The sequence below is a fragment of the Streptomyces sp. NPDC020898 genome (assembly GCF_044333925.1).
GTDB lineage: Bacteria > Actinomycetota > Actinomycetes > Streptomycetales > Streptomycetaceae > Streptomyces.
Map to the genome: position 1 here is coordinate 444,828 of NZ_JBIRRV010000003.1, position 14,875 is coordinate 459,702.

Here is a 14,875-nt window from a genome sequence, read left to right on the forward strand (position 1 = left end):
GTTCCGCCACTCCGGCGGGGAGCGGCGGATCACACACCGCACCCAGAGGCCGCTGTACCCCACCGTCCGACGGGCAAGGAGGCCCTCACGATGACGACGACCCCCCAGAGCACGGCCGCCCCCGCGGCCACCGAGACACAAGCCGTCGCGCTGCAGATAGCCGAACTCGTGCTCAAGACCGGCCGCTACGACGACATGGCCGCCTTCTACACACACGTACTGGGACACGGCCCGTTCTACGAGCGGACCCCGGACCCCGACGCCCCGCCGCGTCCCGCGGGGATGCCCGAGCGGGCGGTCGATGTCCGACTGGGTTTCTTCCGTGTGCATGACGCCCCGCACGGCAGCCAGGTCCTCGCGCTGTTCGGCATCGACAGCCTGATCGGGATCGACGCCTCCGGGCCGGGCCTGCATCACTTCCAGTTCGATGTGGGCTCGCTGGGTGAACTGGTCACCCAGCACGAGCACATGGCGTCCACGGGTGCGCGCCCGCACCGTGCCGCCAACCACGGCCAGGCCACCAGCTTCTACTACCGCGACCCGGACGGGAACATCGTCGAGTTCTCCTGCGCCAACTTCGCCACCACCGAGGAGGAGGTCGCCTTCATGTCCGGCCCCGTCTTCGCGGCGAACCCCTCCGGCCTGGAGCTCAACCCCGAGCGCTTCGTCGCCCGCTACCGCGCCGGTGACCCCAAGGACGAGCTGCTGCGCCTCGACAACCAGGCGGTGGCCCTGTGACCAGGCTCGTCAGCACGGCCAAGGGGATCGGCAGACTGGAGGACGACGGTGAGACCGTCGCCCTCCTCGACCTCGACGCGACCGACCTCGGTGCCGCCCTGCAGTCCGGCCTCGACATCGCGTCCATCGCCACGGCCGCGGTCCGCGACCGGGTCCCCATGGCCCAGGCCCAGCTCGTCGCGCCCGTCCCCAGACCCTCCAAGATCTGGGCGGTGGGTTACGCCTACGCCGGTCACCGCACGGAGGTGGGGTACGCCGGAACGTCGGAGGATCCGGTCATCTTCCTGGAGGCCCCGTCCTCGGTGATCGGCACGGGAGAGCGGATCCGCTTCCCGAAGGCGGCCCCGGACGAGGTCGACTACGAAGGCGAACTCGCGGTCGTCATCGGCAGGCGCGCCACCGACGTGTCGGAGGCGGACGCGTACTCGTTCGTCGCCGGCTTCACGATCTGCAACGACGTCAGCGCGCGCGATGTCCAGAAGGGGCGCGTGCCCGGCAGAGCCGCCAACGTCACCGCGGCCAAGAGCTTCGACACCTTCACCCCCATGGGTCCCGCCCTGGCCACGCTCGACGAGTTCACCGACCCCGATGACCTGCACCTGCGGACCTGGGTCGCAGGCGAGCTCCGCCAGGACGCGCGTACCTCCCAGCTCATCCACCCGGTTCCCGCTCTGGTCTCCTACCTGTCGCGGCAGACGACCCTCGAACCCGGCGACGTGATCGCCACCGGAACCCCGGCCGGGGTGGGGCACAAACGAGGCCTGTTCCTGCGGTCCGGTGACGAGGTCCGGATCGAGATCGAGGGCATCGGCACCCTCGCGAACACCTGCGCCTGACGCGCGGAGGCCATCCTGAGGATGCCGGAGCCGTGGCGTCCCAGGAGTCGGGAAAAGTCAATTCTGTCGGCCGTCGCATGTGCGAGGGCCCATTCGCAGGAGGCAACCAGATGAGCAGCGACCCCGAGAGCGGTTTCGGCGGCGGAAACCCGTGGGACCACGTCCAGCCGTGGGACGAGGAGATGTTCGGGAAGGAAGTCCACGACAGCACCCTGCAGCACAAGTGGGGGACCGCGGTGTCGATCGCCGGCGGGCTGCCCTACATCTGGAGGGAGCTGGCCCGGCCGATCTCCGAAATCGTCTATGGCCTTCTCGAACTCCGAGCCGGAGACAAGGTCCTGCTCATCGGCGAGGGCATCGCCCCCGCGGGGTGGCTGGAAGACATGCGAAAGCTCGTGGGACCGGACGGTGCCGTGGACGAGGTGGAGATCATCCACGACGGGCGGAAGGCGGTCCTGGGCCGGCTCCCCGGACGGAACGGCCAGACCGGCTGCTGGCGCTGGGACTACGCCGACTCGAAGGCCGACGAGCAGTACGACTGCGTCGCGGTGCTCCAGGCGACCCAGCACTGCGACGACTGGGAAGAGACGGCCAGGGACCTGCTGCGCGTGATGAAGCCGGGCCGCCGCATCGTGCTGGCCGAGTCGGTCCTGAAGGGGCCGACGTTCACCGCGCGCATCAACTCCGACGTCCATCTCCGGCAATGGTTCGACAAGCTGTTTCAGCAGGTCCCGGTGGAGGACATTCCCTACTGGTCCGGCGAAGAGGTCCGCGAGGCATTCGGGGACACCGTCGACAGCCCGCAGTTGATGGAGTGGCGCGGGATCGAGATGTTCTGGGGACGAAAGAAGTAACAGCGCCCGCAGCGCCGAAATCGTTCCGAAAAGACCCCGATCCCGCATTACGCGACGCACCCCGAACGAGGAGGTTGCCGTGAGTGTCAACGAGGACCTCATGGTCATGGCATCGGACCAGCCCCTGCAGAGCGTCGTCCGCGACGAGCACCTGCTGCTGTCGCCGCCGCATCCGTCCAAGGTGCCCATGAAGCTGTGGGGCGAGCAGCCGCCACTGACCGTGGTGCACTACCCGCAGGAGTACCAGGCAGAGGCGTTCGCCCCGCCGCGCGGTGTGTACGAGAACGACGAGCTCCGCGTCGAGTGGCAGAAGCTGGACGGTCGGCAGCCCTTCTATCACCGCAACTGCGACGTGGACGAGCTCTCCTACCAGATCGCCGGCGAGCGCACCCTGATGACCGAACTCGGCGTGGTCGAGCACCGGCCCGGCGAGTTCTCCCGCATCCCGCGGGGCGTGGCCCACGACAACTACGGCCGCGCCGGAAGCCATCTGCTGTTCTACATCCCCGCGCCGGTCGCCGAGCTGGTGCCGGCCCAGCGCGAGTCCCAGGCGGTGTTCCCGCCGTTTCCCGGCTGGCAGCCCGCCCCGGCCAACGAAGCCGTCAGCTGGAACCTGGGCGCACCCGGCCGCGACATCACCCTCTTCGGGGTCGATGAACAGCAGCTGCTCGAACATGTTCACAGCGACGACCGCCGGATACGGGTACTGCGCCCCGACCGTTCCCAGGACACCACCTGGCTGTACGGCACGGACCGCGTCCGTATCGGCCTCGTCACCACCGTGCCCGGCGGTGAACGCCGCTATCGCCGCACCCTCGATGCCGACGAGATCCAGTACCAGGCCAACGGCCACCGCACCCTGATCACCCAGCACGGCCTCGTCGACCTCGAGCCCGGCGATTTCGTGCGCATTCCGCTCGGGATCTCGCACGCCGACGTGGCGACCGAGGCAGGCGACTATGTCAGCCTGCTCTCGCGCAGCGAGGTTCCGCAGGTCGCCAGCACCTCTCGTACCGCCGCCCCTTACTCAGCCGAACGGCTCGCGGCCCTCGACGTGGAGGTCCACGCATGACCACGATGCTCGCCCTGCGCGCCCATCGCGACGCCGACAGCCTTGTCCTGGAGGACATCCCCGTCCCCGAGCCCGGTCCGATGGATGTCGTCGTGCGGGTCGCCTCCGCAGGCCTGGCCCCGGGGATCATGCGCCTGCTCAAGATGGGCGCCTTCAAGCATCTGCCCACCACCCTCGGCTTCGAGGCCGCCGGCACCATCGCCGCCGTCGGCAACGACGCCACCGGCGTCCGCATCGGTGACCGGGTCAGGGTGCACACGCTCCTGAACTGCCGCACCTGCGTCTACTGCCGTACCGACCGCGACATGATGTGCCCGCAGCAGTCCATGATGGGCTACGCCGCCTTCAACGACGTTGCGATGCCCCTCTACGACGAGTACCACAACGGCGTGCTCGCGGAATACGTACGTCTCCCGTACTGGCTGGTCGACCCGCTGCCGGAATCGGTCAGCTTCGACGTCGCCGCCAAGGTTCTCACCATGGCCAACGCGGTACGCGCGCTCAAGCGGGCCGAGCTGCCGATGGGATCCACGGTCGTGGTCACTGCCGCGACCGGTGCCATGGGCAGCGCGACGGTCAAGCTGGCGAAGCACTTCGGTATCGCCGACCTCATCCTCGTCGGCCGCCACAGAGACCGGCTCAAGGCTGTCGCCGGGTTGTCCGGTGGCATCCCGACCAGCGTCGTCGCCCTGGACGAACTCCCCGACGACTGGGCGACCACCGGCGCGCTCACCGGCCGGCTGCGCGGACTGGCACCCGGCGGAGCACACGCGGTCCTCGACTACGTCCCCGACGGGCCGGTCACCGGTCAGGCCATGGCCGGGCTCGCGGCCGGCGGCGCACTGGTGCACCTGGGAGGCAATACGACGCCGCTGCCGCAGTCGCCGATGGCACTCATGCTGAACATGTGGCGGTTCGTCGGGACCCGCGCCTGTACCCGCAACGACGCACTGGAAGTCCTGCGCCTGCTGGAGACCGGCGCCCTCACCGCCGACGAGCTCATCACCCATCGGTTCCCGCTCAGCGACGCGATGGGGGCCGTCAATGCCGTCCAACGCCGCGACGAACCCATGTGGATGCCCGTGATCAACCCCTGATCCCGGGCACGAGTCCGTCGTCGTGTTCCGCGGCGCCATCGAGGATCCATCGAGAGGAATCCGGAGAGTGTCCGAAAGGGAAGCCGTACGCAGCGAAGAGCCGCCCTTGCTCGCGGTGATCGGGGCGGCCGGGCTCTGTGGCAGGTACCTGTTGGAGGCGGCGCGGCGGGCTCCGTTCAGGGTCCGTGCGGTGGTGCACGGGCCGGAGGGCCGTGAACGGGTGGCCGCCCTGGGCGCCGACGAGATCGTCGAGGCCGATCTCGCGGAACCCGACTCCGTCCGCCGAGCGGTGAAGAACGCAGACTCCGTGTTCATGATTCCGCCGGCGTTCCACCCGGAGGAGCACGTCTTCGCGATCAGGGCGCTGGAGGCGGCCGAGCACGCGGGCGCGCGCCGGTTCGTGTACCTGTCCGTCCTCCACCCGCACACCCCCGGTCTCCGCCATCACCTGCGCAAGGCGAACGCCGAGGCCGCCGTACGGAGTTCGGGCCTGGACTGGACGATCCTCCAGCCCTCGATGTTCGCCCAGATCGTCCTGTCGACGTGGGGGAGGGCTCCCGCCGGGCCGGTCGACGTACCGTTCGACGTCAATCACCGGTTCTCCTTCATCGACTTGCGCGAGCTCGCGCAAGTCGGCGTCAAGGTGCTGTCCGAGCAGGGCCACGACTCGGCGACCTACGAGCTGGCGGGCCCCGCCACCACGCCGGCCGAGGCCCTGCGCATCGCGGGACGTGCACGAGGCGTGGAGCTCGAGGCGAGGACGGTCGACTGGGCAGAGGCGCCGCTCCCGCCAGGAGTGGCCGACGATCCGTCCCGGGGCCCCGACATGCGTGCCATGTGGCAGGACTACGACCGGCACGGCCTGCGCGGCAACAGCAACGTCCTGCGGATGCTGCTCGGCCGCGAACCCGCGTCCTTCGAGGAAGCGGCCGCCGGCGGACCGCCAGAAAATCCACTTGATTAATGTAAAGATGCTTGATGCAACAACGCTTGCTTGATGTGTGACAGGGGTTAATGCTTGGCAGGTGTTCCGAACCGCGGAAGCCGGAAAGCCGTCGGACGCCCTTGACAACCACCCGTGCCACCTGAGGGAGAGTGGACATGTCCACCGAACGTCCCTTTCAAGCTGCGACTTCTCCCGTCGAGTCCCCAACACCACCCAGCCGCCGCACTTTCATCGCCACGACCACCGCTGTCGGAGGAGCCGCCGCGGTCGGCGGCCTGGCCGTGGGGCCGCCCGCGCTCGGCGCCGAGGAAGCGGTGGCCGCCGAGGCGTCGCCCGGCAGCAAGGTCTCCTTGACGGTCAACGGGGTCCGGTGCACCGTCACGGTCGACAACCGCACCTCGCTGCTTGACCTGTTACGCGAGCACCTGGGGCTGACCGGTTCGAAGAAGGGCTGCAACGCCGGTGCCTGCGGGGCCTGCACGGTCCTGGTCGACGGGCGCCGGGTCAACTCCTGCCTGACGCTGGCGGTTCGCCTGGAGGACTCCGAGGTCACCACGGTCGAGGGACTGGCCGACGGCGACCGACTCCACCCTCTGCAGCAGGCGTTCATCGACCAGGACGCGTTCCAGTGCGGCTTCTGCACCCCGGGCCAGATCGTGTCCGGCGTCGGCTGCATCCAGGAGGGCCGCACCAACTCGCCGGAGGAGATCCGGGAGTGGATGAGCGGCAACCTCTGCCGCTGCGGCTGCTACGTCAAGATCGAGCGTGCGGTCGAGCAGGCCGCCGGCCGGAAGGGCTGATCCCCGTGTATCCCTTCACCTACACCAAGGCCGCGGACACGCGTGAGGCCCTCAACGCAGGCCGCAGCGGCGGGCGTTACATCGCCGGGGGCACCACGCTCGTCGACCTGATGCGGGAGACCGTCGAACGCCCTGAGGCGCTGGTCGACATCAGCGCGCTGCCGCTGCGCGAGGTCACCGTCACCGAACGCGGTGGCCTGCGCATCGGCGCCCTGGTGCGGATGGCCGAGGCCGCCGCCCACCCCAAGGTGCGCTCCTTGTATCCCGTCATCTCCCAGGCGCTGGAACTGAGCGCCTCCGCCCAGTTGCGGAACATGGCCTCCATCGGCGGCAACATCATGCAGCGCACCCGCTGCACCTACTTCCGCGACGTGAGCGCCGACTGCAACAAACGCGAGCCCGGCTCCGGTTGTGCCGCACTGCACGGCTACAACCGCACTCACGCGATCCTCGGCACCTCCGACGACTGCGTGGCCACGCACCCCTCCGACGTCGCCGTCGCCTTCGCGGCCCTGGAGGCGACCGTGCACCTGCTGGGCCCGGAAGGGGAGCGCCGTGTCGCCTTCGCCGACTTCCTGCTGCGGCCGGGCGACACCCCGCAGCGTGAACAGGCCGTCAGACAGGGCGAGTTGATCACGGCGGTCGAGATCCCGGCGCTTCCGCGCCCGCTGAAGTCCGGCTATCTGAAGGTCCGCGACCGGCAGTCGTACGAGTTCGCCCTCACGTCGGCCGCCGTCGCACTGCACGTGCGCGGGGGCGTGATCCAGGAGGCGAAGGTCGCCGCCGGGGGAGTGGGCACGGTGCCGTGGAAGCTCCCCGCTGTCGAGCTGTATCTCGTGGGTGAACGTCCCTCGAAGTCGTTGTGGGCGGCCGCCGCGCAGCAAGCCGCAGTAGGGGCCCGCCCCCTTGCGCACAACGGCTTCAAGGTCGAGTTGCTCCAACGGACCGTCGAACGCCAGCTGAGCACCGTAGGAGGCATGAAATGAGCCAGCCGCAGGCAGCGGTCGGTGCGGCGGCGCCCCGGGTGGACGCACGGTTGAGGGTCACCGGGAAAGCGAAGTACGCCGCCGACAACAGCCCCGACGGGGTCGTGCACGCAGTCATCGTCGACGGCAGCGCCGGCTGTGGCCGGATCACCGGCGTGGACACCCGTGCCGCCGAGGCCCAGTCCGGCGTCCTGAAGGTGATCAGTCATCTCAACGCACCCAAGCTGCCGCCCGTCCAAGGGGGATTCCCGCCGGGCCGGCGACTGCGTGCCTTCCAGGACGACCGCATCCGGTTCTTCGGTCAGCCCGTCGCGGTCGTGGTGGCGACCACCCTGGAGATCGCCCAGCACGCCGCGAGCCTGGTGGCGGTCTCCTACGATGCCGAGTCCGTCTCGACCGACATCAGCGTCGCCGAACCCGACGACGACCCGGAGACCTATGCGCGCGGCGACGCCGACGGTGCCCTGGAGTCCGCCCCTGTCCGGCTGGACCTGACGTACCGGATGGCCCGCAACCACCACAACCCGATGGAGCCGCACGCCACCGTCGCCCGCTGGGACGGTGACCGGCTGACCGTCTGGGAGAAGACCCAGAATGTGGTGGGCACCGTGCGCACCCTGGCCGGTGAGTTCGGCATTGCGCCCGGCAACGTCCGCGTCATCTCGCCGTTCGTCGGCGGCGCCTTCGGCAGCGCCGCCCGTACCCACGTGCACGCCGTCATCGCGGCCCTGGCCGCCCGCGAAGTGAAACGCCCCGTGAAACTCGTACTCACGCGCAGGCAGTTGTACTTCGGAGTGGGATTCCGGCCCGCATACGAGTACGAACTGAGCCTCGGCAGCAACCGGCAGGGCCGCCTGACCGCGTCGGCGCACGACATCCGCACCGAGAGCTCCCGCTACGAACGGCACAGCGAACACGTCCTGGAACCCGGCCGGATGCTCTACAGCACGCCCAACGTGCGCCAGGCGTACCGCCATGTCCCGCTGGACGTGAGCACGCCGTGGTTCATGCGCGGCCCCGGCTACGCCAGCGGCGTCTTCCCCGTCGAGTCGGCGATGGACGAACTCGCCCACGAACTGGGCCTGGACCCGATCGAGTTGCGGCTGCGCAACGAACCCGCCGCCGACGAGTCCACCAATCTGCCGTTCTCCACCCGCCGCCTGCGCGACTGCTACCGCGCGGGCGCCCGCGAGTTCGGCTGGCACCGGCGCAACCCCGAGCCCCGCTCGACGCGTGACGGTGACTGGCTCATCGGTATGGGGATGGCCGCCGGTGTCTACGACACCCAGCGCAGCGCGGCCCAGGCCTCGGTCCGGCTCGACGCCGACGGCACCGCCCTGGTGCAGTCCGCGACCAGCGACATGGGCCCCGGCACAGCCACGTCCATGTCCCAGGTCGCCGCCGACGCACTCGGCCTGACCATGCGCCAGGTGACCTTCCGCCTCGGCGACTCCCTCATGCCCCCGGCTCCCGTCCACGCCGGCTCGCAGACCATGGCCAGCGTCGGATCCGCCGTCCAGGACGGCTGCGACCAGCTGCGCAAGCAGGCGATCACGCTCGCGGTCGAGGACGAGGGATCACCGCTGCACGGCGTCGACCCCGCCGACATCGTCGTACGAGGCGGCAGGCTGTACGCGAAGGACCGGCCCACCCGCGGGGAGACGTACCAACGGCTCCTCGCCCGCAACGACCGCACCCACCTCGAAACGCTCGGCACGTACGCCGGTGCGCCCGAATCGGAGAAGTTCTCCTTCTACGCCTACGCGGCGACCTTCGCCGAAGTGGCCGTCGACGCCCGTCTCGGCCTGGTACGGGTCCGTCGCATGGTCGGCGTGTACGACGCCGCCCGGATCATCAACCCGAGGCTCGCCGACAGCCAGGCCATCGGGGCCATGGTCGGCGGTATCGGTCATGCCCTCCTGGAGCACACGGTCACCGACCATCGCGACGGCCGGATCGTCAACGCCAACCTCGCCGACTACCTCGTGCCGACCCACGCCGACATGCCCGACATGAAGGCGATCTTCATCGAGGGTGAGGACTACGAAGCCGACCCGATCGGCGTCAAGGGGCTCGGCGAGATCGTCATCGTCGGAGTGGCGCCCGCCATCGCCAACGCGGTCTTCAACGCCACCGGCCGCCGGATCCGCGAACTGCCCATCACGGCCGAATCACTGCTCTGAGCCGCCGGGCGGCCCCCAGCGCCCGGCGGCTTGCGATGCCGCGCCGCCGGGCATCGGGTCCGCCGTCGCGTCCTCTCCCCCAGGACGCGGCGGCGGACCCCTCAAGTCACCCACCTCATGGAAAGCCCACCATGCTGAACATCGCGGACACGTTGCAGCAGTGGTGCAGTGAGGGCCGCCCCTTCGCCCTCGCCACCGTCGTCCATGTCAGCGGCAGTGCGCCCCTGCCCGTCGGCACCGCCGTCGCCGTCGACACGGACGGCACCGCGGTCGGCAGCATCTCCGGCGGCTGTGTCGAAGCGGCGGTCTACGAACTGTGCCAACACGTCCTCGCACACGGTGGGTCAGCCGCCCGCGCCAGCTTCGGCTACTCCGACGACGACGCCTTCGCCGTCGGCCTGACCTGCGGCGGCGAGATCGAGGTCCTGGTACAGCGCGTGGAGCCCGCCGCCGAACCCCACCTCGGCACCGCCCTCGAAGCCGTGCTCGCGGGACGCCCCACAGCCGTTGCCCACATCGTCGACGGCCCCGGCGAACTCGTCGGCCGTACGCTCCACGTCCCCGGCGAGGGTCCCCACGACGGCACCCTCGGTTCCGGGAGTGAGGACCGGCAGGTCGTGGCGCACACCCGTGCGCTCCTGCGGGCGGGCCGGACAGCCCGCGTCGAAGTGGGTGGCGACAGCGGCACCTGTCCCCGGAAGCTGACCGTCCTCGTCCACGTCCACGCGTCCCGCCCCCGCATGCTGATCTTCGGTGCCGTCGACTTCGCCGCCGCCCTCAGTCAGACAGGCCGCTTCCTCGGCTACCGGGTCACCGTCTGCGACGCCCGCCCGGTCTTCACCACCGCCGCCCGCTTCCCGTACGCCGACGAGGTGGTCACCGACTGGCCCCACCGCTATCTCGCGGCCACCGAGACCGACGCCCGCACCGCCGTCTGTGTCCTCACCCACGACGCCAGGTTCGACATCCCCCTGCTACGCCTGGCCCTGAGCCTCCCCGTGGGCTACGTCGGCGCGATGGGCTCGCGACGCACCCACGAGCACCGACTCGGCCTCCTCCGGGAAGCCGGCGTCTCCCAGGACCGCCTGGCCCGTCTGCACTCACCGATCGGCCTGGACATCGGCGCCCGTACTCCCGAGGAGACAGCGATCTCCATCACGGCGGAGATCATCGCCCATGCCGGCCGTGGCACGGGCCTGCCCCTGTCGCACGGCAGCGGCCCCATCCACCGTCCCGCGCAGCCTCTGCCCGGCCTGGCGGTGGTGCCGTAACACCCGCACGCCGACGGGCATCCGGCGCACCGAGTGGTGTGCGGTCGGTCATGCGCCGGGGTGGGCGTAGCCGTTCTGGTAGGCGATCACGACGAGTTGGGCGCGGTCGCGGACGCCGAGCTTGGTCATGATGCGGTTCACATGGGTCTTGGCGGTCGAGGGCGAGATGTGGAGCTGTTCGGCGATGGCGTCGTTGGAGAGCCCGGCGGCCACGAAATGGAGCACCTGGCGCTCGCGGTCGGTCAGGGCCGTCAGCTCCGGGGTCGGAGTGCCCGTCCTGTCGGGTGAGGCGAGGTAGTGGGCGATGAGTGTCCTGGTCGCCCTGGGTGACAGCAGCGCCTCTCCGCGGGCGACCAGCCGGATGGCGTCGAGGAGGTAGGAGAGCTCCACGCTCTTTCCGAGGAACCCGCTGGCCCCGGCACGCAGCGCGTGGAAGACGTGCTCGTCGGCTTCGAAGGTCGTCAGGATCAGCACCCGTACGCCCGCGAGGTCCTCGTCCGCCGAGATGGTGCGCGTGGCGGCGAGGCCGTCCATGTCCGGCATCCGGATGTCCATCAGCACGACGTCGGCCCGGGTGCTGCGGGCCAGCGCGACCGCCTCCTCGCCCGTCGCCGCCTCTCCGACGACCTCCAGGTCCGGCTCCGACTCGATGAGCATGCGGAAGCTGGTGCGGACGAGGGCCTGGTCGTCGGCGAGCAGAACGCGGATGCTCATCCGTGCCTCCCTTCGGCGGCGGTCGCGGGCAGGGCCGTGCCCGGCCGGTCCAACGTGCGAGTGTCGGTCGGTGGTCCGGACGCGGGCAGCGGTAGGTGTACAGCGAGACGAAAACGACCGTCGGCGTCCGCACCGGCGTGGAGGCTGCCGCCGACCGCGTGAGCGCGCTCGCGCATGCCGGTCAGCCCGTGTCCGGTGCCCGTCGCGGCCGGCGCCGGATACGGGCCGGAGTCCAGTGGGTTGGTGATCCGGATGTGCAGTTCGTCGGGCCCGTAGTCGACGAGCAGGTCCGCCTCGGCGGTCGCACCGTGCTTGTGTGCGTTGGTCAGACCCTCCTGGACGACGCGGTAGGCGGCCAGGTCGATGGCGGTCGGCAGGGGACGCGGGTGGCCGGCCTGCCGGTGGCGGACGCTCAGCCCGGCGGCGGTCAGCGATTCGAGGAGCCCGCCGAGGCGGGACAGGCCGGGCACGGGTTCGGTCGGCTGCGTCTCGTCCGTCGTCTCGTCACCGGACTGGCGCAGTACGTGCAGCAGCGGGCCCAGTTCGTCCAGGACCGTTCGGCCGGCGGCACGGATGTGACCGAGCGCCACCTCCGCCTGATCCGGCCGGCTTGGCAGGAAGTGACCGGCGACCCCGGCCTGAATGGTGATCAGGGCGATGTGGTGGGCGATCACGTCGTGGAGTTCCCGCGCGATGCGCAGCCGCTCTTCGGCGACCCGGCGGCGTGCCTCTTCCTCCTTGGTCGCCTCCGCCCGCAGCGCTCGCTCCTCCATCGCGGCGGCGTAGGCGTGCCAGGTGCGGACGGTGGCCCCGACGGCGGCGAACATCCCGGTCCAGGCGAACACGGCGCCCGCCTCCGGGCCGGCGGCCGAATCCGTCGCATAGGTGATGACCGCGTACAGAGAGAGGGCCGTGACCGAGACGGCGATCAAGGCGGTCCGCCGGCGGACCGTTCGGGCCACGGTGTAGACCGCGATCAACGCGGCGATCTTCAGCACCCGTGACGGGTACGAGGCGAGGACGGTGAAGGCCACCTCCCCGAGCACTGTCAGCGCCAGGACGGGCAGCGGCGCGCGGCGGCGGGCCAGCAGAAGCAGGAACGCGGCCGCCGCGGCGACGGCGTCGGCGCCCGACGGCCGTACGCCGTCGGGCCACCGTCCGAAGAGCAGGGGCAGCAGGCCGATACCGCCCACGAGGGTGGCGAGGGCGGCATCCAGCAGGCGCGGGTGAGCGCCGGTGACCCGTTGCAGCGACGCCGGTCCGATCACGGCTTCACCGTTCCTTAGTGCAAGGCGTACGAGCGGGTCGACGGAGTGACTGCGGCAACCGGGGTCACGCGTCGCGTCGCTTGAACAGTATGGCCGCGCCGGCCAGAAGCACGACGATGTAGACGGCGAACACGGCGAGCCCGGCCCCGGGTGACAGCGAGTCGCCGGCTGTCCGCACTGTCATGACCGCGTTCGCGGCGTTCGACGGCAGGTACGGTCCGATGGCGTCGTTCCAACTGCTCGGCAGCAGCTGGATCAGGCCGGGCACCACGAACAGCGCGCCCACCACGAGGGTGATCGCTCCGGCGGTGTTGCGCAGCAGGACGCCGACTGCCAGTCCGATCAGCCCGGCTCCGGTGAGGTAGACCGCCGCGCCGACAAGTGCCCGGAACACCCCTGGATCGGACAGTCCTGTGGTGTCCAGACCGCGGGAGGACATGACCGACTGACCGGCCAGGTAGGCCCCCAGGACCGCGACGAACATGAGGACGAAGCTCACCGCGGCGAAGACGGTCACCTTGCCCCACAGCACCGGCAGGCGTGAGGGGACCGCGGCCAGCGTGGCGCGGATGGATCCGGTGGCGTATTCGCCGGCGCTCATCAGCACCCCGAGCACCGCGACGGCCAGCGCGGCGAGCATCACCCCGCCCAGGCTGATCGAGGTCGGGTCACCGAAGTCATCCTCTCCGGGGCCCTCTCCCGAACCGACCACACTGCTGAACAGCAGCCCGAAGCCGATGACCAGGGCCACGGTGATCGCCAGCGTGTAGAGGGTCGAGCGCAGCGACCGCAGCTTGATCCATTCCATGTGGACGACCCGCGGAAAGGTGACCCGCTGACCGTCCGCATGCCGACCGGCGGTCCCGGTCTTCTTCGGTGCGTCCTGTGTGTCGAGGGCGGTGGCGGTCATCGGTTCGTCCTTCCGGCGGTGGCGAACTCGGCGGAGGTGGCGTGGTATTCGACGGAGTCGCGGGTCAGCTCCATGAACGCCTCCTCCAGTGACGCCTCCTGAACGAACAACTCGTGCAGCACCAGCCCGGCGGCCGCGGCGCGTTCGCCGATCTCGGCGGCCTCCAGCCCCTCGACATCCAGCACGCCGGGCCGGCTGCTGCTGACCGAGACGCCGTCCCCCACCAGCAGGTCACGCAGGGACGCGGCCTGCGGCGACTGCACCCGTACGCTCCGGCCGGCGGACTGGGCGATGAAGTCGGCGAGCGGCCCCGCGGACAGCAGCCGGCCGCGCCCGATCACGATGAGGTCCTCGGCGATCAACGCCATCTCGGTCATCAGGTGGGAGGAGACGAAGACGGTCCGCCCCTGGTCCGCGAGGTCCTTCAGGAGGTTGCGGATCCACAGCACGCCTTCGGGGTCGAGGCCGTTGACCGGCTCGTCCAGCATGACGATGTGCGGGTCGCCGAGCAGTGCCGAGGCGATGCCCAGCCGCTGCCCCATGCCCAGCGAGAAGCCGCCCGCCCGCTTGCGGGCCACCTCCGTCAGGCCGACCATGTCGATCACTTCCAGCACCCGCTGCCTGCCGATGCCGTTGCTCGCCGCCAGCGCGAGCAGGTGGTTGTACGCCGAGCGTCCAGGGTGGATCGCCTTCGCCTCCAGCAGCGCCCCGATCTCCTGCAGCGGGGCCTTGTGCTGCTCGTAAGGGCGGCCGTTGACGCGGACGGTTCCGGACGAGGGCCGGTCCAGCCCCATCACCATCCGCATCGTCGTCGACTTGCCCGCCCCGTTGGGCCCGAGAAATCCGGTCACCACTCCAGGGCGCACGGTGAAGCTCAACGAGTCGACCGCGAGCTTGTCCCCGTACCTCTTACTGAGGTTGTTCACCTCGATCACCAGCCACCTCCGGGTTGCTTCAGGCCTCAAGGTTCGTGCAAGAGGGGCTGCTTTTGCGTCGCCCTGCGGCGGTCACTGCCTGTACCACGACCGCGGTACGCCGCTGCCGGCGACAGCAACCCTGGGGTGACGTTCGTCCTGGCCCGCTGTGATCGAAATTCCTGGGCGGGCCCGGAATCAGGCCGACGGCTTGCGCGCCGCGCTGCCGAGCCGTCGGCCTGTAGGCCCGTCAGCCCGTCGGAAAACCCCTGCGAGACCGCTCCGG

The 14,875-nt window shown here is 70.2% G+C and carries 14 protein-coding genes; 10 read left to right on the forward strand and 4 right to left on the reverse strand.

Annotated features, from left to right (window positions below):
• The first annotated feature begins 90 nt into the window (after positions 1–90).
• The 10 genes from ACH4TV_RS13190 (at position 91) to ACH4TV_RS13235 (ending at position 10,783) form a co-directional block, all read left to right on the forward strand.
• Positions 91–738, forward strand: coding sequence for a VOC family protein (locus ACH4TV_RS13190; protein ID WP_398397331.1), 648 nt, complete (start codon positions 91–93; stop codon positions 736–738).
• Positions 735–1,574 carry a fumarylacetoacetate hydrolase family protein gene (locus tag ACH4TV_RS13195; RefSeq protein ID WP_398397333.1) on the forward strand — a complete coding sequence of 280 codons (840 nt, stop codon included), beginning with the start codon at positions 735–737 and terminating at the stop codon, positions 1,572–1,574. The genes ACH4TV_RS13190 and ACH4TV_RS13195 overlap by 4 nt, the downstream gene beginning before the upstream one ends.
• A gap of 110 nt (positions 1,575–1,684) precedes the next feature.
• Complete coding sequence (locus tag ACH4TV_RS13200) at positions 1,685–2,428, forward strand: methyltransferase domain-containing protein (RefSeq protein WP_398397335.1); 744 nt, start codon at positions 1,685–1,687, stop codon at positions 2,426–2,428.
• 79 nt (positions 2,429–2,507) lie between these two features.
• Positions 2,508–3,500, forward strand: coding sequence for a hypothetical protein (locus ACH4TV_RS13205; RefSeq protein WP_398397337.1), 993 nt, complete (start codon positions 2,508–2,510; stop codon positions 3,498–3,500).
• Positions 3,497–4,597, forward strand: coding sequence for a zinc-binding dehydrogenase (locus ACH4TV_RS13210; protein WP_398397339.1), 1,101 nt, complete (start codon positions 3,497–3,499; stop codon positions 4,595–4,597). Before ACH4TV_RS13205 ends, ACH4TV_RS13210 begins: the two co-directional genes overlap by 4 nt.
• Before the next feature lie 67 nt (positions 4,598–4,664).
• Positions 4,665–5,561: an SDR family oxidoreductase gene (locus ACH4TV_RS13215; protein WP_398397341.1), complete on the forward strand. Its 897-nt coding sequence runs from the start codon at positions 4,665–4,667 to the stop codon at positions 5,559–5,561.
• Positions 5,562–5,698: 137 nt separating this feature from the next.
• Entirely contained in the window at positions 5,699–6,343 is a 645-nt protein-coding gene (locus ACH4TV_RS13220; RefSeq protein ID WP_398397343.1) for a (2Fe-2S)-binding protein, read from the forward strand.
• Between the two features lie 5 nt (positions 6,344–6,348).
• The gene (locus ACH4TV_RS13225; protein ID WP_398397344.1) at positions 6,349–7,329 is read left to right on the forward strand and encodes an FAD binding domain-containing protein; all 981 of its coding nucleotides are present in this window, start codon (positions 6,349–6,351) and stop codon (positions 7,327–7,329) included.
• Positions 7,326–9,512: a xanthine dehydrogenase family protein molybdopterin-binding subunit gene (locus ACH4TV_RS13230; protein ID WP_398397346.1), complete on the forward strand. Its 2,187-nt coding sequence runs from the start codon at positions 7,326–7,328 to the stop codon at positions 9,510–9,512. Before ACH4TV_RS13225 ends, ACH4TV_RS13230 begins: the two co-directional genes overlap by 4 nt.
• Positions 9,513–9,643: 131 nt before the next feature.
• Positions 9,644–10,783 (forward strand): XdhC family protein, encoded by a 1,140-nt coding sequence (locus tag ACH4TV_RS13235; protein ID WP_398397348.1) that lies wholly within the window; start codon positions 9,644–9,646, stop codon positions 10,781–10,783.
• A gap of 48 nt (positions 10,784–10,831) precedes the next feature.
• Here ACH4TV_RS13235 and ACH4TV_RS13240 read toward each other — a convergent pair whose 3' ends face one another.
• From ACH4TV_RS13240 to ACH4TV_RS13255, 4 genes are all read right to left on the reverse strand, one after another.
• Positions 10,832–11,497 (reverse strand): response regulator, encoded by a 666-nt coding sequence (locus tag ACH4TV_RS13240; RefSeq protein ID WP_398397350.1) that lies wholly within the window; start codon positions 11,495–11,497, stop codon positions 10,832–10,834.
• A complete protein-coding gene (locus ACH4TV_RS13245; RefSeq protein ID WP_398397352.1) occupies positions 11,494–12,765 on the reverse strand; it encodes a sensor histidine kinase in 1,272 nt (423 codons plus the stop codon). Before ACH4TV_RS13245 ends, ACH4TV_RS13240 begins: the two co-directional genes overlap by 4 nt.
• Positions 12,766–12,829: 64 nt before the next feature.
• Complete coding sequence (locus tag ACH4TV_RS13250) at positions 12,830–13,675, reverse strand: ABC transporter permease subunit (protein ID WP_398397354.1); 846 nt, start codon at positions 13,673–13,675, stop codon at positions 12,830–12,832.
• Positions 13,672–14,610, reverse strand: a complete 939-nt coding sequence (locus tag ACH4TV_RS13255) for an ABC transporter ATP-binding protein (protein WP_398397356.1) — start codon at positions 14,608–14,610, stop codon at positions 13,672–13,674. The genes ACH4TV_RS13250 and ACH4TV_RS13255 overlap by 4 nt, the downstream gene beginning before the upstream one ends.
• Positions 14,611–14,875 lie beyond the last annotated feature (265 nt).